The organism is Xanthomonas sp. NCPPB 1132 (assembly GCF_056629235.1).
The window spans coordinates 3,655,173-3,677,887 of record NZ_CM152819.1 but is presented as its reverse complement, the minus strand read 5'-3'; the positions used below and the strand labels follow the sequence as shown (position 1 = coordinate 3,677,887).

At 56.6% G+C, this 22,715-nt stretch carries 24 protein-coding genes and 1 pseudogene; 14 read left to right on the top strand and 11 right to left on the bottom strand.

What is annotated here, in order from left to right:
- Positions 1–21: 21 nt before the first annotated feature.
- Positions 22–1,089, top strand: coding sequence for an ankyrin repeat domain-containing protein (locus AC1G9L_RS15700; RefSeq protein ID WP_481071160.1), 1,068 nt, complete (start codon positions 22–24; stop codon positions 1,087–1,089).
- Between the two features lie 242 nt (positions 1,090–1,331).
- On the opposite strand, the gene AC1G9L_RS15695 is transcribed toward AC1G9L_RS15700, so the two are convergent.
- Positions 1,332–2,393: a hypothetical protein gene (locus AC1G9L_RS15695; RefSeq protein ID WP_019799389.1), complete on the bottom strand. Its 1,062-nt coding sequence runs from the start codon at positions 2,391–2,393 to the stop codon at positions 1,332–1,334.
- A gap of 326 nt (positions 2,394–2,719) precedes the next feature.
- On the opposite strand from AC1G9L_RS15695, the gene AC1G9L_RS15690 reads away from it, so the two are divergent.
- The gene (locus AC1G9L_RS15690) at positions 2,720–3,061 is read left to right on the top strand and encodes a hypothetical protein (RefSeq protein ID WP_481069460.1); all 342 of its coding nucleotides are present in this window, start codon (positions 2,720–2,722) and stop codon (positions 3,059–3,061) included.
- 43 nt (positions 3,062–3,104) lie between these two features.
- Positions 3,105–3,890 (top strand): hypothetical protein, encoded by a 786-nt coding sequence (locus tag AC1G9L_RS15685; RefSeq protein WP_481069459.1) that lies wholly within the window; start codon positions 3,105–3,107, stop codon positions 3,888–3,890.
- A 57-nt stretch (positions 3,891–3,947) separates the two neighbouring features.
- Here the strand turns inward: AC1G9L_RS15685 and AC1G9L_RS15680 are convergent, their stop codons facing one another.
- Positions 3,948–4,331: a hypothetical protein gene (locus AC1G9L_RS15680; protein WP_481071158.1), complete on the bottom strand. Its 384-nt coding sequence runs from the start codon at positions 4,329–4,331 to the stop codon at positions 3,948–3,950.
- Positions 4,332–4,840: 509 nt separating this feature from the next.
- A complete protein-coding gene (locus tag AC1G9L_RS15675) occupies positions 4,841–5,842 on the bottom strand; it encodes a hypothetical protein (RefSeq protein WP_481069458.1) in 1,002 nt (333 codons plus the stop codon).
- Positions 5,843–6,324: 482 nt separating this feature from the next.
- On the opposite strand from AC1G9L_RS15675, the gene AC1G9L_RS15670 reads away from it, so the two are divergent.
- The 6 genes and pseudogenes from AC1G9L_RS15670 (at position 6,325) to AC1G9L_RS15645 (ending at position 10,986) form a co-directional block, all read left to right on the top strand.
- Complete coding sequence (locus AC1G9L_RS15670; protein ID WP_019799392.1) at positions 6,325–6,807, top strand: RadC family protein; 483 nt, start codon at positions 6,325–6,327, stop codon at positions 6,805–6,807.
- A 91-nt stretch (positions 6,808–6,898) separates the two neighbouring features.
- Complete coding sequence (locus tag AC1G9L_RS15665; RefSeq protein WP_019799393.1) at positions 6,899–7,579, top strand: thermonuclease family protein; 681 nt, start codon at positions 6,899–6,901, stop codon at positions 7,577–7,579.
- 198 nt (positions 7,580–7,777) lie between these two features.
- Positions 7,778–8,803, top strand: coding sequence for an SMEK domain-containing protein (locus tag AC1G9L_RS15660; RefSeq protein WP_481069457.1), 1,026 nt, complete (start codon positions 7,778–7,780; stop codon positions 8,801–8,803).
- Positions 8,804–9,861 (top strand): annotated as a pseudogene (locus AC1G9L_RS15655) (XVIPCD domain-containing protein); the annotation flags it as partial. It lies immediately after the preceding gene.
- 291 nt (positions 9,862–10,152) lie between these two features.
- Positions 10,153–10,488 (top strand): hypothetical protein, encoded by a 336-nt coding sequence (locus AC1G9L_RS15650; protein WP_267109197.1) that lies wholly within the window; start codon positions 10,153–10,155, stop codon positions 10,486–10,488.
- A gap of 39 nt (positions 10,489–10,527) precedes the next feature.
- Entirely contained in the window at positions 10,528–10,986 is a 459-nt protein-coding gene (locus tag AC1G9L_RS15645; RefSeq protein ID WP_481069456.1) for a type II toxin-antitoxin system PemK/MazF family toxin, read from the top strand.
- Positions 10,987–11,297: 311 nt separating this feature from the next.
- Here the strand turns inward: AC1G9L_RS15645 and AC1G9L_RS15640 are convergent, their stop codons facing one another.
- From AC1G9L_RS15640 to AC1G9L_RS15615, 6 genes are all read right to left on the bottom strand, one after another.
- Positions 11,298–11,798 (bottom strand): hypothetical protein, encoded by a 501-nt coding sequence (locus AC1G9L_RS15640; RefSeq protein WP_481069455.1) that lies wholly within the window; start codon positions 11,796–11,798, stop codon positions 11,298–11,300.
- Between the two features lie 45 nt (positions 11,799–11,843).
- Positions 11,844–13,235, bottom strand: coding sequence for a tyrosine-type recombinase/integrase (locus AC1G9L_RS15635; RefSeq protein WP_019799213.1), 1,392 nt, complete (start codon positions 13,233–13,235; stop codon positions 11,844–11,846).
- Between the two features lie 590 nt (positions 13,236–13,825).
- Positions 13,826–14,812, bottom strand: a complete 987-nt coding sequence (locus tag AC1G9L_RS15630) for a hypothetical protein (protein ID WP_481069454.1) — start codon at positions 14,810–14,812, stop codon at positions 13,826–13,828.
- A gap of 67 nt (positions 14,813–14,879) precedes the next feature.
- Entirely contained in the window at positions 14,880–15,332 is a 453-nt protein-coding gene (locus AC1G9L_RS15625; protein WP_209248999.1) for a hypothetical protein, read from the bottom strand.
- Between the two features lie 108 nt (positions 15,333–15,440).
- A complete protein-coding gene (locus tag AC1G9L_RS15620; RefSeq protein ID WP_019799214.1) occupies positions 15,441–16,304 on the bottom strand; it encodes an ImmA/IrrE family metallo-endopeptidase in 864 nt (287 codons plus the stop codon).
- Between the two features lie 19 nt (positions 16,305–16,323).
- Positions 16,324–16,644 (bottom strand): helix-turn-helix domain-containing protein, encoded by a 321-nt coding sequence (locus tag AC1G9L_RS15615; protein ID WP_022558645.1) that lies wholly within the window; start codon positions 16,642–16,644, stop codon positions 16,324–16,326.
- A gap of 1,237 nt (positions 16,645–17,881) precedes the next feature.
- On the opposite strand from AC1G9L_RS15615, the gene AC1G9L_RS15610 reads away from it, so the two are divergent.
- From AC1G9L_RS15610 to AC1G9L_RS15595, 4 genes are all read left to right on the top strand, one after another.
- A complete protein-coding gene (locus tag AC1G9L_RS15610; protein ID WP_019799216.1) occupies positions 17,882–18,319 on the top strand; it encodes a hypothetical protein in 438 nt (145 codons plus the stop codon).
- Positions 18,320–18,378: 59 nt separating this feature from the next.
- Positions 18,379–19,503: a DUF4062 domain-containing protein gene (locus AC1G9L_RS15605; RefSeq protein ID WP_019799217.1), complete on the top strand. Its 1,125-nt coding sequence runs from the start codon at positions 18,379–18,381 to the stop codon at positions 19,501–19,503.
- Between the two features lie 31 nt (positions 19,504–19,534).
- Complete coding sequence (locus AC1G9L_RS15600) at positions 19,535–20,035, top strand: hypothetical protein (RefSeq protein ID WP_481069453.1); 501 nt, start codon at positions 19,535–19,537, stop codon at positions 20,033–20,035.
- Positions 20,036–20,138: 103 nt separating this feature from the next.
- A complete protein-coding gene (locus tag AC1G9L_RS15595) occupies positions 20,139–21,029 on the top strand; it encodes a MobA/MobL family protein (protein ID WP_481069452.1) in 891 nt (296 codons plus the stop codon).
- 224 nt (positions 21,030–21,253) lie between these two features.
- Here the strand turns inward: AC1G9L_RS15595 and AC1G9L_RS15590 are convergent, their stop codons facing one another.
- The gene (locus AC1G9L_RS15590) at positions 21,254–21,646 is read right to left on the bottom strand and encodes a hypothetical protein (protein WP_019799219.1); all 393 of its coding nucleotides are present in this window, start codon (positions 21,644–21,646) and stop codon (positions 21,254–21,256) included.
- A 37-nt stretch (positions 21,647–21,683) separates the two neighbouring features.
- The gene (locus tag AC1G9L_RS15585) at positions 21,684–21,995 is read right to left on the bottom strand and encodes a hypothetical protein (protein WP_019799220.1); all 312 of its coding nucleotides are present in this window, start codon (positions 21,993–21,995) and stop codon (positions 21,684–21,686) included.
- Positions 21,996–22,163: 168 nt separating this feature from the next.
- On the opposite strand from AC1G9L_RS15585, the gene AC1G9L_RS15580 reads away from it, so the two are divergent.
- Positions 22,164–22,511: a helix-turn-helix domain-containing protein gene (locus tag AC1G9L_RS15580; RefSeq protein ID WP_429003227.1), complete on the top strand. Its 348-nt coding sequence runs from the start codon at positions 22,164–22,166 to the stop codon at positions 22,509–22,511.
- Positions 22,512–22,715 lie beyond the last annotated feature (204 nt).

Below are 22,715 nucleotides of genomic sequence, written 5' to 3'. Positions count from 1 at the left end.
GATTGGAGGGAAGGAGATGAAATGGATCAGGCAATTAAAAAGAGGATTAGACAGGGGGTGAAGCAGGGAAGCGAGGCGTATGTGCAGTCACTTTGTGAGGCTCAGGATGATGCTGATGCTGCGGCACGCTACGCCATTGATGTGGCGATCACGAGCGACAAAGAAGGCTTGGTTGATCAACTGGTGCCACTGCTGTCAAAGTCATTTGAGGTCTATCCGCTTGATGTGGCTGCTAGGGCAGGATCACTGCGAGCGGTCGAGCAGCTTATGGCGTTTTGCGATGCAGAGGATGACGAGGCATTGGTGCTTGCTGCCAGGCACGGCCATGTGGAGTGCGTCAAGCTCCTGCTCAAAGATTGTAATCCGCTGCAAGGCGACTCCCAAGCCTTGTTTGTAGCAGCGCTCAACGGCCACGCCGATGTCGTTTTCCAGTTGCTGTTGTGCTCGGATGCCAAAGCAGCCGGCAGCCGCGCGATCCTTGCTGCTTGCAGTGAAGGCCACTTGGATGTGGTCAAGCATCTGCTGCCGTTCTCGTCCAAAATTCTTTGCGCGCAATATGGCGTTGAGGAGGCGGCGAAGAACAATCGTGCTGAAGTCGTTGAGTTCCTGATCGAAGCTGGCCTTCCTGACCCCGAAGACACCTTCTCGTTGGGGCTTAACGCCGCTGCTGCCAAAGGCTATGAAGAGCTGGTGCGGACGATACTTTGGGCGATCGTCAGAACAGGTCATGCACCACGCGACTTTGGTCGGAGAGCAATGCTGACTGCGGCAAGCGCTGGCAATGCATCAATCGTTAAGTCCGTTTTGGAGTTCGCGAACAAGGCCTGCTATCCGGAGGGTGGCTTGGTTGCAGCGCTTCGAAAGGGTCATGATGAGGTGGCGGATGTGTTGGTTCGCCGAGTGAACTTAGATCATGTGCGGGACCTAATCGCAGATGAAGAGCTTGAAGCCAAGCTTGATGAGGCGATTGCCAGAGTTGATGCAGCGAAGCAGCACAGAGAGCTTCAATCCAACGAGCGCAAGAGAGTTGCGCAAAGCGGTGCGTCAGAGCCAGTAATGATGAACTCATCTCGTAGCGTGCGCTTTTGAGTTAGATCAGAGAGTCACCTGCGACGCTGGCGTTTTGTGAGGTGCGATGCAAAGCGCCCTCGAACAAGCTTGTGCAAAAGGAGAGAGGCTTTGGTGCTTTGGGTTTGGAGCCGGCTGATTGAGACATGGAGCAAGCGCGTGCTCCTGCTTGCTTGGTCCGCACGCTGCAGTGTTAGGAATTGCCTCGAAGCGGGTGTGTTTGCAGGCTTCTAGGTGGCGATGGCTTTCGCCGTTGCCATCGTTCACCTCGACGACCACAGCGCTTGGTGGTTGGCGTCTCGCAGCACGAGCGCTCCCTCGTCTGTCACTCGCACGCTGCCGGCGGGAGCATTCCATGGCGCAACCCATAAGATGCGTCCTTCCGCATCACGGACCGAAAAAAGCCCCTCTCCGCTCAGTGCACACCGTGTATTTTTGGTTTGGCCCGTAGGGCTGCGCCAGACGGCTTTGTGAAGTCCATGGAGGTCGTAGACGGCCAACCCTCCATTGATCTCGTGGATTGCCACGTAGCGACCATTGCGTGAGAGTAAGAACCCGCCAGGGGGCATGCTTTCGCCGCATTGCAGGCGCTCGCCAAGATTTGACTGCTGCGCATTGGCAGCCTCGGCAATGCAGTAGACGAAGCGCCGCTGGCCGCCTGCCTTCTCATGGTCAGCGTATACCCCCACTACGTAGCCCAGGGCGCTGTATTGCTTGGCGTTCGCATCCTCGCAGGCATCGTAGGCCACCCGCACTGGCGCATTGCGTCCGACGATGCCGATCGCGCTCTTTGTTGCACCTATCTGAGGGTTGGTGAAGCCGATCGCCAGAGCTAAATCGCTGCCTTCGATGCGCCACTTGCCCGCGCCCGACACGCCCGTCAAGATCGACTTCTTGCTGTTTGCGACAGCCCAGAGCGATGCGCCGGTGAGCGACTGTTCTGCGATCGGCATGATATTCATCGGGGTCGGGCCGGCGAACGTTGTTCCCGAGTCGAAGAAGCTCTCTTCCCAGATCAGGCGCTGTTGGGTGCCGTTGACGACTAGCAGCTCAAGCGTCCTGTGCCGATCGCAAAACTCGGCGGCTCCTTCGAACGCGCTGTACAGGTTCATCACGGTGTTCTTCAGTTCGACCACCGAGTTGGTCACGTCCACGCCGGCCTCAAGTGCCTGGGTGACCCGGCCAACCGTGGTAGTAGCGTCTGTGAGCCTGCCGGGTGACGGGGCTGCGAGTTCTTTCTCCAGCTGTTTGGTGTCGTTTTGCTTCTTGGGCTGCTTTTTCGTCTTTTCCGGCGAGGAGACGTCCTTACTGCCTTTTTTGGCCATAGCGCAAATCCTTGGAAGATGGCGTGGTCCATGCGGAGCGTATTGTTCGTGGATAGGATCGCGGTGGGGCAGGTGGCTCCTTGGCGGCCGTGGATGACATCTGCATGCTAGCGGCGCCTGGGCAGGTGCACTACCCTACAGATTGTGAATTCATGTGTGGCCGAGACAACAACTCTCGGGTGCCACTGCGGTGTAACTTGGTCCGAAGGAGGAGCGTGTAGGCAGGTGGCTGGTGCTAGTTTTCTGTTGTAGACCGATAGCGAGGTGGGGCGCTGGTTTCCAGCGGCCTACCGGCTCCGTCACCACCAGTCCCATACCTTTATCCCATGGATACTGTGATCACCCCAGACGGCCGCTACCTCATCATCCGAGACAGGCTATGGCGAACTGCCAATCCTGGCCTGGGGGAGCAGGAGAAGCAACGCCTGGTCAACGAGCTGATGGACGCCCGCCGGGCCGTCAAGGCAGCTAAGGCCTCCGGGGATGCCGACGCTCTGGCAACCGCTCGCCGAACAGTAGACAGCGCGAAGAGGGGATTGGGCGAACGGGGCCCAGCTTGGTGGACCAATGGAGAGCCCGACTGGAACCGACACATGGTGAAAAACACGCCCTATGCTGAGTGGTTCACCCAACGAAAAAAAGCGCGCCCAACGAGTTGTAGGATGTAGGCTCGAATGCACCCACACGAGTAACCTCAGGGACATTTGAGCAATGGCAAGGAACAAGCCCATCGATTTCCCCGTGCTGCTTGTCGAGGCAGATACAACAGGTGTCACCCGTAACGATCCGATCATTCACATCATGTGCGTATTGGTGGAGAAGGGGGAAGACGGCAAAGCTTTTCCTTCAGCTGCTTATACCGGTTACCAAGAGGTTGACAAGCTCTCCTCGGAAGAAGCGTTCAAAGCACATGGCATCTCAAACGAACGCTTGAAAGGCGAGAGGCTCGATCTAGAGCAGATCTCTGGCCTGGTTGCTCAAGCCGGATCCATCGTTTCCCGGAGCCCGCGATTCAATGCTAAAAAGCTTCACGCGCTCGTCCCTGAGTGCCTAGAGAAGCGGTGGTTTCCTTACCCCCACCGGATTCAGAACTGGCGGTGGGAACATTTTCCGGCCGTCGCTCGCATGGCGATCATGTGTGGCCAAGTGGAAAACGATGGCTACGGAACCATCCATCACCTGTCCGAGCTACTTGAGATTGAAGCCAACTCATACGAAGTGGTATTCGATGAAGATGGACCGCCAACACTGACCGTCAAGTTTGGAAGGCGCAAAGTGCTGGAGTGTTTTCCGGGGGCATTGTTGAAATGCGTAGAAGGAGATCGCTTCCGGTTTCATGGGAAGGAGGGCTATGACTTCGTCACCGCCTATTGTGACTCGGGCGATGCCAATCGTGATCGTGCCTTTCGCTTGCAAACCACCCCAGCGAACCTAGCTTTGTCTGGCACTCGGGCCTACCTGCAGAAGATTAAAGGCAGTGAATACTCAATCGGATAGGTGGGATTAGTCCGGCTTTTCCTGGGCCTTACCCTTCTTGTGCGTTATACGTAAGACCTAACGGCCACCCTGAAACTTGAAGGTGAAGCGGACGGCGGATGCGGCACTCTCCCCACTGATCGGCGCGGGCGTAGCATCGGTCAGCGTCAACATGCCATCGGCAACTGGGACCGGGGTGCCCAGCGTAAGGTCCATCTCCTTGGACCAGCCGCCGCCAAGCACGGTCGCCCTAACGACTAGCCTGCCGGCCTGGATGCATTGAACGTCGGCCGGGCAGCGGCTGTCTTCAATGACGCGATCAGGACGGACCCTGGGACCATCAACCGCCGCAATCTCTCCCAGGCGAACAGGGCCTTCAATGGGGCGGCTTGCGACTGAGCCACCTGCCGCGCACCCGGCAAGTGATAGGGCCATCAGTGCTGCAAGTGCTTCCACTCTCATCCAAAAGGTCCGGGCAGCTTTTCGTGGTTCGATTTGCATGGCAGGGGTGGCTCCGAAGATGGCCTGAGTGTCCCACAGCTTTGCAATCCAAGGCTGAGATGCGCACCAGAGGCGATGAACTTGAACGCCGTAGGTATGAGCACTCTCGGTAAGCGGAGGCTCACGGCACCAGCAAGCCAGCAGCCGGCAAAGCGTGTTGAGCCTAACTTCCCTTTACCGACCGGTGAACCAATCTGGGCCGATGTTGCCACCGCCAAGTTTTGTGAAATTTTGGGGCTTAAGCAGTCTGCGTCGTTGTTCAAGCTTTTCCTGCCGCATGTGCGGTCACTGAGGAAAGCGACATGGCAAAGGGCAATGGTGGTGCAAGTGGAGATACCCGCGGGGTTAGTTCCAAGGGCGATCCCGGAGCCAGGCAACGGCGTGGTCAAGGAGGCGCGGGCGGATGGCCGTCCACCAAGCCCGGTGTGCCATCGGGCGGCAACCGTAGCAATGCACCTCCGAAGCGTTGATCAGGGGGCAATCAACCAAGAAGGGAGCAGGACGCCTCTTGGCGGAGCCGGAGCTGGATACCGGTGCCTGTGCCGCTCCCACCATCCCAGATAGGCCTCTCGCCAGCCGGTGCGGTCCAGGTGGCCTATGGCGGTGGGGTGGTCAGGCATAAGCAGGCGCAACAGGAGAGCCGCAATCAAGTAGGGCTCGAGCAAGTCCGCCGAGTCGTCAAGGTCGGCGGGCTTCGCTTTGGGCGTCCAGAGCTGGGTGTGAACCAACGTCCTGAATGCTGCGCGGGACAGCGGATCCTTGCCGCTTCGCAATCGTCGGATGAACCGATCGCCCACGCCTAATCTTTTCCCGGACAGTTCGGTCTGAGCGCCCATCTCGGCAATGGTGAGCGGCCGTTCCGGCCAGTCACCTGTGCGCTCGTATTGGCCAACTGCGCCGATGAAATCCACGAGCCGCGCGGCAGGGTCAGCCGGAGTATGGCGACGCCGGCTAGGCGGCCCAGGGCGTGCCAGCAGCACACCAAATCTAGGAAGGCCAGCCATGGCATCTGGCAACTTCGCTCGGGCGATCCAGTGCCCTATTTCATGGTCTACCGCCGCCAAAAAAGAAAGCGCCATATGGGCGCGTCGGGTTAGGGCAAGGTCGACCGTAGTCCGCTGAGGGGCCGTTTGATCTAACACGGGGCCACGGATACCTGCCACTGCCAACGGCGCGCAGTAGGCAGGCCCCAGTTCGGACTCAGGTCCAACTTCGGCAAGAAAGCCAGGGGTGTCTGTATCCGCCAACCGGCAGAGCCGTTCGTCTGACGCGTCAAGCATGGCAACCAACTCGCGCGTTGCGGGCGCGCTGCGTTCGTCGAGCAATCCCATGCCATAGAGCATGATCGCTGAGTGCCCCTTGGGCATGTTTTCCTTGAACCCTTTGATCTCGACATCGGTAATGCCACGCTTCTGGAGCGTTTGCAGCCTTAGCGAATCAGCATGCGCTTCCACTTGTTCGCGCTTGGCCATAAGAGCTGCGTAACCACGGCCTCGGCGAAACGTCATATGGCTCAGACCCGTTGCGTGCTCAAGGAACGCGGCAGGTGCCATGCCCGCAAGCAGGCGGTTGACCTCAAGGTGGAGAGCAGAGAGCACAGGGATGAAACCAGCGTTGCCCAGTTTCCCCTGGGAAGCCGATCTTGCCATAGTCTGGATCGACGATGTCTGCGCCGTGTTTCTCTTTCGGCCGCAGGACGCTCAAATGGTTATGCGTCATGCCTTGATAGAAATCGTTGAGCGATGGGTTGCTTGCAGCACCAGCGCTGGGCCTCTGAAAGGGACCTTAGCTTCGCTGTCCCGACCGCAAGGACGAGCCTCCTTCTCGCCGCTATTGCTTTGTTGCGGCCCTTCGCTGCGCGCCGCCAGCGGTGCTCACTCCCGGGTGCGGTCGAGCCTAATGCTTCGCCTGCCGGTTCCCACGAGGCGCATAACGCGCTGGTGGAGAAGAACCGATGAAGCGCACCGCCCAGGACCGCACGGCCCAATACCAACTCCAGATGGACGAGGAGGGCATCCTGCTCGCAGCAGCCATCATTCTGGAACAGCGTCTCCAGAGGCAAGGCCGGATCCACAACCCCATCCACGCCGGGAGCTACTTGGTCGCCCGCTGCGCCCATCTGCCTCATGAAGTCTTCGGCGTCGTCTTCCTGGATACGAAGCACCACATCTTGGCAACCGAGCACCTCTTCAACGGCACCATCGACGGCTGCGAAGTCCACAGCCGAGTCGTCGCCAAGCGAGCCCTGGATCTCAACGCGGCCGCCGTCATCCTCTTCCACAACCATCCGAGCGGCAACCCGGAGCCCAGCGACGCCGACCGCCAGGTCACGGAGCGGTTGAAGCAAGCGCTGCGCCTCTTTGATATCCGAGTCCTCGACCACCTGATCATCGGCGGCCACCAGCACACCAGCCTGGCAAGCAGGGGGTGGGCATAGCCCTCCCTCTCTTTGCGCCTTCCCGCTAAAGTGCCTGGTTCATTGCGACCTGGCACCAAATCCAGGGCAGTCTCGAAAGGAAGTGGTGTAGGTGTTCAGAGCTTTGGTGTTTTTGGTTTTTGTGCTCGCCGCATCGTCAGTGGGAGCCGCAGAGCTGGTTGGGCGCGCGACCGTCACAGACGGCGACACGCTCACCATAGCGAAAAAGCGGATCCGCCTATGGGGCATCGACGCCCCGGAGAGCACGCAGCAATGCAGCACACAGGATGGGCATTCTTGGCCCTGTGGCCGACGGTCCGCCGCAGCGCTGGACGGCTACCTGTTGGACAAGACCGTTCGTTGCCAACCCAAGGACACGGATCGCTATGGCAGGGTAGTCGCGGAGTGCTTCGTCCAGGGGCAATCCGTCAACCGCTGGATGGTGCACTCGGGCTGGGCGGTGGCGTATCGGCAATACGCCACAGCGTTCATTGCCGACGAAGCCGACGCGAAGCAGCATCGGCGCAACCTCTGGCAGGGACCCTTCCAGATGCCCGCCGACTACCGGCGCGGCAAGCGCGAGCAGGCGACTCACCAGGCTCAGGTAGCCACGCCGCCGGTGTCCAGCGGATGTCGCATCAAGGGCAACATCTCCCGCCAGGGCAAGAAGATCTACCACGTGCCTGGCCAACCGGACTACGAGCGCACCAGCATCGACCTGAGCCGTGGCGAGCACATGTTCTGTAGCCCTGAGGAGGCCATACGGGCAGGGTGGCACCCGGCAAAGCGCTGATGCCTCTGGCGCGGCAGGCGTCGGTGAGAGGGGCGGAACACTCGCCACTTTGTCTGCCCAAGTTGCGGGCGATTGCCGTAATGTCTGTATAGGAAAAAGAAGCGCTCCTGCGTTCTTATGGAGTTGCAGCTTTGATAGCCAGCTGTGGCAACTTTGTGTGTAATCTATTTGGGGCGTTGATTGATGATTAGTCGAGGATTGTATATTGGCGAGATTGTAGATGAGTTCGCTTCAATCGCTGCTCAGGTTAAGGTGCGCAATAAGCTTGGCCTTACCGACCTATCAGTGTTCTGTGAAAACTATTTTAGGGACGTTCTCAACTGTTTATTGGGGGCTAATTTCGAAAATCTGAATAAGGATATCCCAAATGCACCCGCTCTCGATTTGGGAGATCGCAATAAAAAGTTGGCGGTCCAGATTAGTTCCGCTGCAAACGCGAGCAAGGTGAACTCCACACTTTCGGGGCTTACCCCGGATATAAAGTCGATATATACAGAGTTTTTTGTGCTTTCCATTGGTGGGAAACAAAGCACTTACGCCTTGGACGAAAAATTGACAGGTCCGGTAAACTTTACGGTTGCCAATATTTGGGATATGGACACACTTGCCCACAAGGTCATCGATCTGGAAATTGACAGGCTCGCGGATTTGCACCGTTTGGTTAGAAGGAACTCCGCGAAAGTGCGCGTGGAACTTGAGATACCAGACGAAAATGGTGATTACCCGAGCAATGGTTACGGTCAGTGGGAGCCGAGGATTGAGCCCGCGATAGGCAATGGCGCGGCCTTTGTCGAGTTCACGGCTGCCGAGGGGGGCGTCAAAGTGCAGGAGGTCGATCACGCGGAGATAGAGTGTGGGCTGAAAGTTTTGGGCGCCGAACTTGCGCGTCTCCCACGTGTCTCGCGAGAATTCCTCGTGTCCCTAATTGAACGGCGGGAGTCGAAGTATTCGGCGCACTTCGATGATAGTTGGATCCACCTGCTCTATGATAAGGTTAAGCGGGAATTCAGAGGGCCGGACCTGCGTGATGAACTGGCAATACTTGAGCACGCTGGTTTTGTCGAAATTAGGGGTATAGACGCTCGTTACGATGCTTCACCGGAGATTGGCGTCTGTCTTTCCCGTCAGAGTGAGGCATTGGCAATAGGGCTGCTAGGCTTTGTAAAGGTAAAAGGCCTTAATCTCAGGAACGTAATAGGTGCGGGTGATCTCTCTCAGTTTTAGGAGAGCCATGCTGCTCAGCGCGGGCAGGACTACGGGTCGGCGTTCCTGCCGCCGTGGAAAGTGCTCGTGCCAAGCAGGACCAGGTGCAAGGTCACGATGGTCAGACCTACCAGCGCAATGAGGCCGGGCAGTGGCTTGGGAAGGACGGGGTGGCCATCGGCAACCTGGCGGTGGAGTTGGAACTCACCAATCAGATGCGCCAACCCTCACTGGAAAGCGCGCAGGAGACCTTGGCGGCCATTGAGGCTCGTCCTGCGCCCACCGCTGAGCAGATGGAGCACAACGAGCTTTTGCATCGCTACCGCGCTGCAGGCGTGGACCTCAATGCTCAGGAAAACAACTTAGAGGCGGTCAAACTCGCCACTGAGCGCACGAAAGAAGCCGAAGGCCTCACTGGTCCGACGATGCAGCAGCTAAAGCCGAACGAGCAGGGGCAATACGGCTACGACAGCCCGATCGTGCACTACCGGGTCGGGCAAGATGGCGTGGCCCATCAAGTCGCATTGACCACGCCTGAGGAGTTGCGTCAGGCCAAGGCCGAACTCAGCCAGCCCGCCATGGCGCATGTGCCAACGCTGGCGACGGTCTCGGTGACCGCGCCAACCCGCAGTAAAGAGCAGGAAGCCGAGCCGGCGCAGGAAAAGGCACCGCCTGGTCCATTGCTGGCCGACAACCCCGCTCACCCAGACCATGCGACCTACCAGACGATCCATTCCTGGGTAAAGGGCACCGGGAACTGGAACGAGGAAGAAAGCCGCAATGTCTCAGCGGCGCTTTACAAGCAGCAAGCAGAGGATCCTCTGATCAAGCGGGTGGACCGGGTGAATGGCGCTCTGGGTAAGGACGGAGCTGAGAACGTGCTGGCGGTCTACGCGCCGTTTGGCGACAAATCCCCGTTCTTCCATGCCCGTGTAGACGGACGGGAAGCAGCCCAGCAGCCAGCCGAGCAGAGTCTGCAGCAGGCGGAGGTCATCAAGCAGGACCAAGTGCGTCAGCAGCAGGTGGAGATGACCCAGAAGCAAGCGCAAGAGCAGGCAGCGCCAACTCGGACGATGTGAAGCAGGGCGACGGATGCGCGTCCATGTCCGCTTCCGCGCAGAGGATGCTCGGTTCCTCAGGCGCACCTGATCACGACCTTCATGGCGTCACCCGTCGAATTTCCCCGTCACCACGAGACAGTGTTCGGACCTGATGAAGGCCGTTTACCGCAACAGTCTGTGCCGCAATGCTTCCATAAGGACGTTACAATTACAAAAGAAGCGTTCAATAACGAATTTGTAGCTGCCTATTGCGGACTAAGTTAGAGTGGTGTAGCATGTGCTTCGTTACCCTAGCACAGCGACCACCCCATGGCCCTTCAAGCTTCTGACATGCTTTTCCTGCGGCGGGCCTTAGAATCATTTATTGAAACAAGTGTGCAGCGCGTGGCCTACTCGGGCGACATGCATTTTCGTTACACACTTTCTGCTGATGATGTGAAAAACATTACAGGACGCCAGCGCATGCATGGCGGCACTGTTAACGAATACGTCGAGTTTTTCCGCCACCATAATGTTAAGGCTCAATACAATGAGCGGTTTTCGGCATTTGAGATCGAACTGGACTTGAATCGTTGTGTTTTGGACCAGAGTCAAGCAAAACAATTGTCAGCTGCTATGGCGCTGTTCCGCGCCGAACACGGATGAGTCCGCTGGACCATGCCATTTTGATGAAAGGAGTTGGGCATGGTGAAATACAGCCCGATTGTTGGCGAAATCGTTGAGTGTGACTTTGGCAAAACCATGGACCCAAGGCCTACGCCGATATTCAATGGTATTATTCTTAACGAGATTCGTAAGCGTCGACCTGCTGTGGTCCTTAATGGGAAGCTTCCCAACGGCTGCTGTCTGGTCGTACCGATCTCGTCGACTGGAAATCCTGGTTGTGTGACCCGTGGCTTTCATGTGCCGCTTGGTCAACATCTGTTCCCTGAAGATATCTTTGACAGGCGTGATCGTTGGGCAATCGCTGAGTGCATGACTCATGTCAGCAAGGAGCGGCTGTATGGCTACTATGCTGGCGGTCAAGCTCGTAAGGTTGCCTTGCCCCGCGAAGTGGTTGCTGACATTCAGCGCGCGATGATTCGTTCTCTGAACGGACTCTCTTTGCTGGCCCCCGCTGAGCCATGCGTGGAAGCGGTGTAGGGGACCGAGTGCGGAGTAGCCGAGGTTAACGAATTTATCGCTTGAAGGGGCCTGGCGCCAGTGGTATGATGACGGCATAGCCCTTGAGGCCGTGCAATACCTATAGCTTGTGTGGTTCCAAGGCGCCCGGCACTCGCTGGGCGCCTTGCTATCTGAGCAAGGGGAGGGCTTGACAGCGCTTCCCTGCTGGCTTACATTGGGGTCATTGCCCTTGAGGCCGTGCAGCACCCAATGCCTTTAAGGCCGAAAAAGCCCAGCTTTCGCTGGGCTTTTTTTGTTTGACTTCCTAAGTCAGAGAACTAGCGCTGGGGTCATAGCGCCACGTAGGTGGTGTTCTCGGCCTTCTTGCCGCCCGGGTCTTCCCAGGTAACGAGTGCGTTGTAGGCGGATGGGCTATCAAGGTAGATGGCGGCATAGAACGAAATCGAAGAACCAGGCTCCAAGACGGGCGCAGGAAACTTAGAGTCGTAATCTGTCCCGGCAATGGGATCGTGCTCTTCCTTCCCGGCAAGGATCTTGACTTGCACGTTGCGTGCTTGTGCTGATCCTACATTCGCCACGCGGAAGCGGTAGGTCTTATTGTCACGGTAAAGATCGAGCTTCACGTGTGCTGATCTGCTACCAGCATCGCTGGAAATCAGAAGTTCTAGCTGCTTCTCATGCAAGGCGGCGGTCGCACGATTTTGGCGAAGTTGCGCGTCTTCCAACTGATCCATCCGCTTGCGCTGCGCGCTTTGACGAACGAGGGCCAGCACGGCTGGCACTACCGCAAGCAAGGCGATAAGTAGCGTTAGAACCTCGAATCTCGACATGGTCTTCCTTTCGGGCTAAGTGGTGGCAGGATCTTGCAAAGGCGATCATGGATACACCTTCGCTCCCTTCCTCAGCCGCTCTCTGAACTGCCCGCGCACATAGCTCGGCAGCGTCACAGCGGGCTGATAGTGGCCAAGCGCTTCGACTTGGATCTTCCGAGTGTTGCCGGCTGATTTGTGGACATAGTTGTCCTGCAGAACTGGCGCTTTCTTGTTGAGGGCATGACCTGTGATCAATGCAATGTGCTCAACTCTCACGCCCTTCGCGTCGAGTTCTGTGGCAAGCGTATGCCGGAAAGCATGCGATCCGATGCCTTTGCCAAAGCCTAAACCCTTCAAGTAAGCGGCAAACTGGTTGACGAAGCCCTGGCTGTAGCGACCATTGGGTTCACCCGTCTTGCGGCAAATGCCGGCAGACAAGTTGGGGAAGAGGCGCTTGTGGCCACTTGCCTTGATGTCGGCCAGGAAGTCGAGAAGGCCCGCCTGGATGAGGGCGTCGTGGATCGGCACTTTGCGGATCGCGCTCTTGCCTTTGAGGCTCTGCCGGCTTCGCTTGCCCGCGCTTTGCGCGAGATCTTCGTCAACGGTCTTCTGTATCGAGAAGCACCACACGCCTTGATCTTGGACAATGTCAGCCACTTTGAGCTGCGCGATCTCATTGATCCGAGCGCCCGTGTAAAGGGCAATGAGTGGGCACCACCAACGATGCGGGTATTTTTTGGCCCAAGGGAGGAAGGTCTGGGGGTTGAAGATCTTTTGGATCTCTTCTGGCGAGAGCAGACGCTCGGGCTCGTCCTGATCAGCCAGGAGTTCTTCTCTGGCAGGCTTGAACGCATCCATTGGTGACTGCGGGATGGCACGCGCCTTGACTAAGGTGTTGAAGAAGGACGCGAGGAAGCGCCGGTGCAGTTCTAATGTGGCATTGGCAGGCTGCGCCCGGCCCAGACGTTGACCTTTGGCGATCAATGCTTCGACGCTCAACCACTGATGCTTGGGGTTGGTCATGAAGTCTTCGGGTGCCCAGCGCAGCAGATCCCACATCTGGTAGATATGCGTGTGATCAATCCGGGCAACGGAGGTGTCGCCACTCACACGTTGCAGGATGGCAAGCGTGCGGCGATAGGCCTCGATCGTGGTGGTGCGAAGGTTCTGCCGCTCCTTGTCTTTGAGGAAGTCGTCGACCTCTTCAGAAAGGAGCCGCGCCGGAGTGGCCAGGGGTAGAGGTTCGGGATATCGAGTTCCGGATCGGCGAAGCCGGCGGAGCTTCTCATGATGGTCGTAGGTTGCTTGGACCAGATCTTGAAGGTGAAGCGCGCCAGCCCGGTCTTGAACGACGATATTTGTGAATTCTACTTTGCCGATGCGAATGCTTCGGATGGATAACTGACCTTTGGGCTGTTGCAAATATTGATGAAGTTGGGAGTGTTTGAAGTGCATCTACGATCCAATGATGAGGAGGTAGACGTTTGATAAGGGGAGGGGATTTTCTGTCAATGATAAAATAGGACAGAAATTCCGCGTTGATGATTGCCTAAGGTGGTCTCGCTAATTACTGTTCAAACACCTTAATTTTCACTTTGACTTTGATAAGTGATTTTATCGAGGAGCTATATACGTCAATGATTGCGACTGTATAAATGAGCTTGAAACCATCAATGCGCGTGTAGTGTTTAAAAGTAACAAAAGGGCATAAAGCGAGAGAAATCTCACGTAAATAAAATGAACGTCAGATAAATAGGGTGGTGCTTGCCTCATCTAATAATTCTTAAGAAGGCAGTTAGGCAATCCCATTTTGACTCAGCCGGGGCAATGAAAAATGGGCGGATGGTGTCGCAGGATGTGTGACATAACTCGGCTGAAATCACTGCCCAGGATGACTCTTGGCCAATTGGCTGACGCAAGCGATAGCCAGCGGTACGGTGGCTTCAGAGTTAATCTATTTGGCGTGTTAGTTGCCATCTTCGGAGGTTGAATATTTGTCCGAGCGCGCGCGGGGCATCTACGCTGTTTACGCTGTGTGGTTCTGATCACATCCCGTTTCTAGGCGCACTTTGAGGCCTGCTGATCATGGCATTGACGGCGGTAGCGCCCTGCGGTTTTGCCTGGATACTATTAAAAGACTGGACAGAGGCTAGGTTGATGCACTCGAAGTCCGGCGTAAGCCCTACGCCACCTTTGTCGTCCACAACAACAATAGCGCCCATTTCTATAAGCTCTGGCAAAAATGCTTTAATGACCATGCGCGGAACCAATAGCCACCCCCCAGTGCTTCCGTGCAACGCCCCACTTACGATCTCTACGAACCCTAAACGCGGTCCCCCTAGGCGATGCGAATACTGACGAAGTTTGTAGACCTCGCTCAGAAAGCATGCCTCGTCTAGATGGTTAAGTGGGAGAGTCGTTGCGGATCCATTGTGATAGACCATGTAGTGCACCCAGTTGATCTCTTCAACGAGTGCGTTGATATGCTCTTTCGACAAAGATACAAGTCGTTTTGCTGCTGCGAGTGTATTCGGGTCTTTGTCAAATATCTTATATGAAGGTATCCCAGTCTTTGCCATTAAACGGCAAGTAAAAGCCAGCAACATGGTGAATTGGTAATGGCCATTCGATGATTTCGCTGGTCCCCTTCGCACGGATAAAAGGTGCTCATCTTCGGCAGGATCTAGTTTCTTGGCCTGAAAAATGGCAACTTTCGCGCACTCGTCATCATGGCCAATGACGAGACAAAAATCGGCCCCTGTAGCGGTTTCGCTCAATGGCGTCTGGGCCCCGCCGTTCTTCCGAAATGTTCCAAATCGAAAATCCGCGTTGGTGCCCGAGGTTTGACCTTCAAAGGCAGCGAGTAATGGAGCCGCTATCGCCGTTCCGCTTAGGATAGCAGTGCTGTAGCTCTCCTCGTCATAGTCTTGTACGCCTGCAATAGTCTTGATGCGCTGCATGGTCCAAAGGAGCGCCAAGTGCATGGGGTCGGTTGGTGTCGTATTAGAAGAGATGCCATCGCTCGATCCCATGGGGAGACCTCTATTTGAAAGAGCGAACATAGCATTGTCGCGTCCGAGGAGCGAGTTACCAGCTACGCTACAAGCTCTCTCGATAGATGCGCAGCGCGTCGGGGTAACGACGACCAATCGCTTGCAGAAGCTTCCCACCACCGAAAACGGCGCCCTCGCCCTCATCTTGAAAGCATTGGAGCAAGCGATCAGACCAGTCAGATGGGATGCATTCTGTCGTTATGATTGGACCGGCTAAAAGTGAGCTTAGAACACAATCGCCTTTCTTCCCGGCAAGGCCTTCGTAGCTTTGTAGCGCGTCAAGCAATGAAACTTGCGTTGCAAGATCCGCATCCATCAAGACATCCATGAAGCGTGATCTCTTCCGTTCGTTTTCGAGCGCAAACGCGATATACCAAGTCCACTCGGCCCAGAAGTGTCCTAAGGTCTCAAATCGAGCAGACTCGCTTCCTGCTCGCCACGCTCGCCAGCTGGTGTCTCCTTCAAGAACGACCCCGTCGCCAGCGCGGGTCAGACTCATGCCAAATGGCTCGATGGTATCGTTAGCGTCTTGCAAGCTTGGGAAAAACATTTCGGGCCTCCATCGAATATCCTTTGGTAGGCTAAAATTGATGCTTGTCAAGAGTGCTCAGTATTTCCAGGGCGCCCAGACTCTTGAGCCCCTAGGCATGATCAAGAGCGTTAGGGTGTAGTCGAATTGGTCCGCACTGATCTTCATTTCTTTAAGACTGAGCCCATCTTCTGCATGCTTGAACCAAACGCGTGCAGGAAGCTCCACACCCAGTCGTTCGTGCACGATCTCACTATTAGCAGCAAGAGTGTCCTCACCAATAGCAATGGCCTTCTGCCGCGCACGAAAAAACGCGCCGCCAGCCCGTGCTGATCGGCTCGAAATGGACCAATTGATGAAGCCATCGGTGTGTGAGATGAGCAGGGCGCATTGGTCAGTGTGGTCGATCCAGCGCAATGCAGCAGCAGTCAGTGATACGCCATATTTATCGGCGCACTGAGCGAGCACCTCAAAGTCGGCGCCTTCCTGTGTGCTTTGGCGGAAGTCATCTAGGGGCATAAGCAGCGTCGCCGCAAAGGCGTTGGCCTGGGCTTCCATCGACGCCTCTTGCTCTGTCAGGCTCACCATGTCCTGCGTGGCGCACTGAAAGCCGTCGATGCGGTCTTGTCGATGCAGCAGGTAGTGGCCAAGCTCGTGAGCTTGCGTGAAGCGGATGCGACCAGCTGATTTCAATGTCTGGTTGTAAAGCAGCATCCACTTGCTACGCGTGTCATTCGGGAAAAGTGCGCCTTCAAACGACTTGATATCAGCCGATTCGACATTGGTGATCGCGTCACGCCATCGAAAGATCTCCGCTGCTCCCTTGGCCAGAGCAACGACGTCAACTGGAAAGCGAGGATCCCCATGCGCCGCTGACACCGTGTTGAGCAAATGCGTCAGGCGGTAAGCGGCCTTGGAGGGAGTAAGCGCGTCGGAGTTCATCGGCCAATCCTTGGCAGGGTCAAGACTTCTTGAAGGTTTCCATGATCCTACGCATCTGCTCCTTGGCCGACGCGTCAAGCTCGCCGTAGTTCCTAAAGAACGCCTGGTCTAGATGTCGCTCCTCAGGACTTGTCGCTTCCTCGTCTAAAAAATACGACACATCCATGGAAAGCGCCTTGGCGAGAGCGGCGAGCTTCTCAACCGACGGGCGAGGGGACTCTCGGTTCTCCAACTCCCACAAGTAGCTCTTGCTCATGCCAGCAGCCTCAGCGAGCGAATCGAGTGTGAACCCCTTTTCTCGTCTTAGGTTCTTGATTTTATTGCCAAAAATAGTGGACATAGACGGTTCCTTGGAGGCCGGCACAGCGCCAAGTGCCACTATACCGAACAAAAGCTTTGACAGGAGCGAACGATGCAGGCAAGATCGTCCTGAAATTCGCCACACCGAACAAAAAATATCGCTATAAAAACCGAGACTCAGTTCACATTTTGCTCGGCATCCGTGGTAGAGTCCAAAGCAAAAGGGCCCGACCGGAAGGTCGAGCCCTAGATACAGGGGGTATAAATTTTCTCAACACAACATGCAGTGTTCGAAAGTCACTGCTGAAGCTAAAAACCTCACCTGTAAGGCGTTCGGCCGGTGGGGTCTTTGAGATTGGCTGCCTCGCAAACAGCCGTAAAAGTATAGCTCTCTTCAAAAGAGTGTCAATACACCAGTCTTGAAGTTGTCGGATGAGCGCCCTCTACCAGAGGACTACGGCCGTGTCTACGACGACCGCTCCCCCTCGTCCTGGCTACAAGCTCATCTTCCGGGCAGTCATTACCTTGAAGAACGGCAAGAAGCTCCACGCTTCTGCTGCGGGCTTGAAAGCTTGGCCGATCTGGGTTCCCGACATCTAGTCGGGTGATGTGCGGGGCAGCATCGCTGCCCCGCCTTCAAGGGTCAGGACCTGTCGGCCTCTGTACTTTCTTCCTCAACTACCGAGAACTTCAATGGCTACAAATCCACCGAAAGGCGACGGCCACCGCAATGGCGCGGTGCGCAACCGGTCGCAAACCCAGACCCCGGCAGGCAATTTCGTCAAGCGCGACACCAGCACTGGGCGTTTCATGGATGTCAAAGCGGACAAGCTCCCTTTCAAAGGCGTGCGTAAGGAAAAGTAAGTAGCGGTCGGTGGTGCTTTGGCGCCACCGACCTCCTAATAACTTGTCAATCTACGGAGAAACGCTTTGCCAAACTTCATCGTCAACAAAAACGCGCAAGCCAACGGCGATCACGAGGTGCATAACACCACCACTGGGTGCACCTTCATGCCGCAGTTGGCTAATCAGATCAATCTTGGGTCTCACACCAGCTGTCACCAGGCCGTGGTTTACGCAAGGTCCAATTGGCCGCAAAATCGCATCAATGGCTGTTACTACTGCGCAAATGCGTGTCATACCAGCTAATACTTGACCTTAGGGTGCCGGTGATCATCGGCACCCTCTTTACTAATGCGTGGGAAAGGCTTTTAGCTCGGTGGTAAAAACGTGGCAGTAAGCCGTTCCATCTATTCCTCTGGCTACTCAGGTGACTTATGGACAATTGGTTGGCGAAAGCGGTAATCGGCGGCGTGGTGGCTTCACCGGTGATTTACCTAGCACATTGGGCTTGCGGCAAGGCAATCTTTTGGAACGATCGCCTTGGCCTCGCCATCAATCGGGCTGAAATTCGCAAGATCGAGTATCTTGGCCAGGACAAATTCCATGTCACGCAGTTCTTGCTTATCCAAGTTCTTTGCTGCTTTGGGATTTTAGGTATTGCCATCATGCTTGCTCCGCTAGCCTTCATGACGGGCGGCGCCAAGTGGATCGTGCCAGGCCTGGGGTTGCTGGGCCTTTCGATCTATGGATGCGTGGTCTATCCGTTGGGCATGATCGTGCGTCTTCGGAAGGGCGAGGCCTACATCAAGCGCCAGCAGGCCCTGATCGAGAAGGCAGAGCGTCGCTTGGATCTGACTTCCCAGAAGGCCTAGCCTTCATCTGAGGGATGCTGCCACTTGGATATCGTCCGCTGTCTGCACGGAGGTTCGGCATGAAGGTGTTCATCAGCTCACTGATTTCTGGCATGGAAGCTGAGCGGGCGGCAGTCAAGCACGCCATCGAGGTTCTCGGTCATCAAGCCATCATGGCCGAGGACTTCGGAGCGCGGGCAAGCTCCCCTCAGGTCGCATGCCTCAATGGGGTGCGCGAGGCAGACCTTGTCATCCTCGTCCTTGGGCCGCGCTATGGCGCCAAGCAGGCAGGAGGCATCTCGGCAACCCACGAAGAGGTGCATGAGGCCCGGGGCCGTAAGCCACTCTTGATGTTCGTGCAGTCGGGCATGGAAGCCGAACCGGATCAAGCAGACTTCATTAGAGAAATCGGCAATTGGCAAGGTGGTCAGCTCTGGGATGGCTTTGTCTCAGCGGATGACCTGGGGCAAAAGGCAACTCGCGCCATCCATCGGTTCCAGCTGACGCAGGCCGTGGCGCCCCTCGATCCCACAGGATTGCGCGATCGCGCACTGGCGCTCTTCCCCCGGATCGAGCGCGGCTATCAGCAAAGTGGCACGGTCTTGCAACTGGCTGTTGCGGCAGGACCTGACACAACAGTGCTTCGCCCCGCCGAGATGGAAGCACAGCCCCTTCTGGAGGCCATGCAACAGCAAGCACTCTTCGGAAGGCCAGCCATCTTCGATAGAAGCTTAGGGATGCAGTCGCGATTGGACGGCGAAGCCTTGGTCTTGTTCCAGGAAGGGCATCGTAGTGATGGGGCGTCGATACGGCTCTGGCCGAATGGGGATGTTCTGCTGAGCTTGCCCTTGCCACCTCCCGAGCGCGGCATGGGGCTATCGGTCGTCTTGGAAGAAAGCGTCGCTGAGAAGCTCGAAGCGGCGATCGCCTATGCCGCTTGGCTTCTGGGTCAGATTGACCCTACCGAACGGCTTACCCACGTGGTGCCGGCAGTGCGATTGATCGGAGAGCATGCCGGCGCTTGGAGGACTCGCGCTGAGCACGACGCCAGCCCGAACAGCATGCAAGTGCCTTGGCGACAGGGTGAGCACCAAGAGCCCAGTTTTCTTTCGCCACCCCATCAAGTCAGGCAGGCGCTGTCCATGGACGCGCAGCGCATCGTGCAGGACTTAGTCGTGCTCTTGCGCCGCCGCTGGATCAACTGACACCCAACATGACGTCAACCGGGAGAAATCGATGAGCATTCCCGCACAAGCTTTTGCAGATCGGCTTCCCAATGACCTATCACCTGGCAGCATCTTTCTGTTCCGAGAGAGTTGGGCAATGCTGGTCAACAATCAGCATCAAGAAACCGAGCCTGTTCTCGCTTTCTTGATGCTCCAAGGCGAGCGCGCAGGCTGGCTTCTTAAGGTAGGAGACGGCATGGGTCCATGTCTGACTCTGGCCGAGCCGTTCGGATGGTTCGCATCAGTGAAAGAGGGGATACCCCCAGCACATGATGTGGTGGATACCGCATCACTATCACTTACGCCAGATGGACCGGTGGTGGTTGGTCAGATCCACAGCCAATGGGGAGACGGCGACAAGATCGCCTTTCGCATGGACGGACAGCCCCTTGGTGACCATCCCCGTGGCGCGGTCAAGCGCTTTGCTACATGGAGCGCTGAGCTTTGCCATCCAACCCGTCCATTCGTCAGCTTGGGACGCATCTTTGAGGTCGATCGAACTGCTCGCTAGTTCCATCAGTTAGGCAACGAAAAGCAGCAAAAAATAGTGATCCCAAAAGCCTTGCGCTTCTCAAAATCTAGAGAAAGTGTTTCTCCAACATCAGGAGAATCGCATGGCCATTTACCACACCCGCATCAAGACTTACAGCCGAGCAAAGGGGCACTCTGCGATCGCAGCCGCCGCCTATCGCGGCGGCTATTTGCTCACCGATCCCAAGTCAGGTGCGCGCCATGACTACCGGGGTAGGGGCGGCATCATCCAGTCGCGTTGCCTGGCGCCACCTGGTTCGCCGGCATGGGTAGATGACCCACAGGCGCTTTGGGCGGCTGCAGAAGCGGCGGAGCGACGGCACAACAGCACGGTGTGCCGCGATTTTGCCATTGCGCTGCCACACGAACTTGATGACCCCAAGCGCTGGGAGTTGGTGGTTGATATCGCGCATCGCCTGATTGAGCGCTTTGGCTTTGCTTTGCAAGCGAGCCACCATCGACCGACGAAGGACGACGCGCGCTACTTCTATTGCCATCTGCTTGCGACAACTAGGCGCATGGAAGCCTCTGGTTTAACGCAGAAGACGCGCATTCTAGATGGGCGCATCAACGGTCTAGCGGAAATCCAGTGGATTCGCGCGATGATCGCTGAGCGCATCTATGCACATATTGCCCAGGCCGGCATTGGCGATGCGGTTGAGCATCGAAGCTTGAATGACCGCTTAGAAGCGATGCGAGGCAACGGGATCTTTGTCCAAGGGCAAGCAAGCTTTGAGCAGCTTCTGTCCCGCTATCGCCAAGAGGGGCGGCTGTTGAGCGTGTCGGATGACCAAAGGGCGGAACAGGCCCATCGAGAGCGCCAAGGACTGGGCATGGACACTTCTGCTGTTGAGACCTCGGTGGCGAGGATGCCTATCATGCCGGCATCCGTTGGTAGACTCAGTTCAAGTAGGGACGACGAAGCTCGGTTAGCAGCCCAGGGAGATCCACACGACCATCAAGATACGCATTGAGGGCATTCGTCATGTGCTGATCAACGCCAAAGCCAGCCGCGTTTTGTTGAGCGATCCAGGTCTCCACGTGCTCTTGGCGCGTTTGGCTTTCTTGCGGGTCGAGGGGCCTAGCAGGGGAGTGGACGGCAGAAGGCATGGTGACGAATCCAGTGTTGAGGTCCTTCGATTCGTAGCAGAGAACACTTCGCCGTCAAGCCCGGGCACCTCGCCTGGTGATTGCTAGGTCAGAGCTTCAAGTTCTCATTGATCGCTTGACTTACAAGCTCGTACCACTTGTTCATCTCCGTCTCGTTGCCAAACTTGATCGTCCACACCGGATGATCGATGTCTCGGACATTGAGCGTGAGCGTGCCCTCATGACGTGAGTTGTGCCAATGCTTTTCCCAAGCACGCACATCGCTGAACTGATAATTTTTGATGTCCCGGCCGGACCGCAACTTCACTGCTGAGCGAGCGGTAGAAAGCGCAATGTCGGTGTTCTTGTAGCCGTAGTAGCGCTGAAAATTCTCTTGAAAGTCAGCGCTTGCGCGTCGCGTTTTCAGCGTCTTGCTCATGGCGAGTGCGATCAAGGTGCCAGCGCCGAGCGCGAAGAAAAACAGCAGGTTCCAAATCGTCATGAGCGTTCCTTGTTGGGACTAAGGGCAAACGTTTGCGTCACTGGATACGACCGGTGACCTTCCAGATGCCTCCGATTTCGGCAAAGGTGTAGATCCCGTCCAACTCGTTCCCGAAGTCGTGCCCAGTTGCTTGAACTTTGGCGCTCACGTCGCACGAGTAGCTCGGTGCGCTTTCCGACTTCTCACACCTACTGCTTTCGAAGTCGCGGATCTTCGCGTTATCGCTGCCTTCCTCTTTCATGTATTGCAAGAAGGCTCGCTGTCGTTGGTCCTTGGAAGGCCCACCGCCTGAGCAACCAGCCAAGAAGACGATCAACATCCCGACAACGGTAAGGCGTGCGTTGCGCATACAAAGTTCCTAAGAGTGAGAGGGCGATGACTCGGCAATGGCGAGCTTGAACTTGACGCGCTGGCATGTTACTGAAAAAGTAACAGACACGACAAGTAGGAGGCGCCATGCTCGTTCGTCACATTGCATGCTTGTGGTCACCTTTTGGATCCGAACGACGACGCTCGCTTGATCTTTGCCAAACGTTTGCGGGAGGCGCGCCTTGCTGTTGGGCTGGCCCAAGAAGCCCTCGGCGGGGCGGTCGGGATATCCGCTGAGGTGGCCCGCACACGGATCAGTCGCTACGAGAACGCCGTCAACGAGTGCGACTTACGCACCGCTAAGCGCCTTGCCAGCGAACTGGACATGCCACTGGCTGCTCTATACGCAGAGACCCGCGAGATTGCCGAGGCCGTCACTGCGCTGACCAAGCTTTCCATAGATGAGCAGCGCAAAGAGGTCGCCCGATTGCAGCGCAAAGCTGGAATCAAAAAGCCGACATCGGCAGGCGCCGGCAAGCGTGGCAAGAAAAAATAAATTGCAGTTGTTTATCTATCGTTCATGTTCATAAAGGGGCCGTTGCTGGTCTCTTTGGGTGTCGACGCGAGTGCTTTGGTTGCGAGCGTTCGCCTCGCATACGGCTAAACCCCAAATCTGAAAGCAAGAGCGCACTGATGGTTTTCGATTCTCGAAAACCGTGCGCCGCCGACAGGTCGTCGGTGCGGTGGCCGTTGGCCACCT

Bases quoted from the DNA above. Each gene is read 5' to 3' on its own strand.
- AC1G9L_RS15700 (WP_481071160.1), top strand. From the start codon at position 22: ATGGATCAGGCAATTAAAAAGAGGATTAGACAGGGGGTGAAGCAGGGA.
- AC1G9L_RS15695 (WP_019799389.1), bottom strand. From the start codon at position 2,393: ATGGCCAAAAAAGGCAGTAAGGACGTCTCCTCGCCGGAAAAGACGAAA.
- AC1G9L_RS15690 (WP_481069460.1), top strand. From the start codon at position 2,720: ATGGATACTGTGATCACCCCAGACGGCCGCTACCTCATCATCCGAGAC.
- AC1G9L_RS15685 (WP_481069459.1), top strand. From the start codon at position 3,105: ATGGCAAGGAACAAGCCCATCGATTTCCCCGTGCTGCTTGTCGAGGCA.
- AC1G9L_RS15680 (WP_481071158.1), bottom strand. From the start codon at position 4,331: ATGAGAGTGGAAGCACTTGCAGCACTGATGGCCCTATCACTTGCCGGG.
- AC1G9L_RS15675 (WP_481069458.1), bottom strand. From the start codon at position 5,842: ATGGCCAAGCGCGAACAAGTGGAAGCGCATGCTGATTCGCTAAGGCTG.
- AC1G9L_RS15670 (WP_019799392.1), top strand. From the start codon at position 6,325: ATGAAGCGCACCGCCCAGGACCGCACGGCCCAATACCAACTCCAGATG.
- AC1G9L_RS15650 (WP_267109197.1), top strand. From the start codon at position 10,153: ATGGCCCTTCAAGCTTCTGACATGCTTTTCCTGCGGCGGGCCTTAGAA.
- AC1G9L_RS15645 (WP_481069456.1), top strand. From the start codon at position 10,528: ATGGTGAAATACAGCCCGATTGTTGGCGAAATCGTTGAGTGTGACTTT.
- AC1G9L_RS15640 (WP_481069455.1), bottom strand. From the start codon at position 11,798: ATGTCGAGATTCGAGGTTCTAACGCTACTTATCGCCTTGCTTGCGGTA.
- AC1G9L_RS15635 (WP_019799213.1), bottom strand. From the start codon at position 13,235: ATGCACTTCAAACACTCCCAACTTCATCAATATTTGCAACAGCCCAAA.
- AC1G9L_RS15630 (WP_481069454.1), bottom strand. From the start codon at position 14,812: ATGGGATCGAGCGATGGCATCTCTTCTAATACGACACCAACCGACCCC.
- AC1G9L_RS15625 (WP_209248999.1), bottom strand. From the start codon at position 15,332: ATGAGTCTGACCCGCGCTGGCGACGGGGTCGTTCTTGAAGGAGACACC.
- AC1G9L_RS15620 (WP_019799214.1), bottom strand. From the start codon at position 16,304: ATGAACTCCGACGCGCTTACTCCCTCCAAGGCCGCTTACCGCCTGACG.
- AC1G9L_RS15615 (WP_022558645.1), bottom strand. From the start codon at position 16,644: ATGTCCACTATTTTTGGCAATAAAATCAAGAACCTAAGACGAGAAAAG.
- AC1G9L_RS15610 (WP_019799216.1), top strand. From the start codon at position 17,882: ATGGACAATTGGTTGGCGAAAGCGGTAATCGGCGGCGTGGTGGCTTCA.
- AC1G9L_RS15605 (WP_019799217.1), top strand. From the start codon at position 18,379: ATGAAGGTGTTCATCAGCTCACTGATTTCTGGCATGGAAGCTGAGCGG.
- AC1G9L_RS15600 (WP_481069453.1), top strand. From the start codon at position 19,535: ATGAGCATTCCCGCACAAGCTTTTGCAGATCGGCTTCCCAATGACCTA.
- AC1G9L_RS15595 (WP_481069452.1), top strand. From the start codon at position 20,139: ATGGCCATTTACCACACCCGCATCAAGACTTACAGCCGAGCAAAGGGG.
- AC1G9L_RS15590 (WP_019799219.1), bottom strand. From the start codon at position 21,646: ATGACGATTTGGAACCTGCTGTTTTTCTTCGCGCTCGGCGCTGGCACC.
- AC1G9L_RS15585 (WP_019799220.1), bottom strand. From the start codon at position 21,995: ATGCGCAACGCACGCCTTACCGTTGTCGGGATGTTGATCGTCTTCTTG.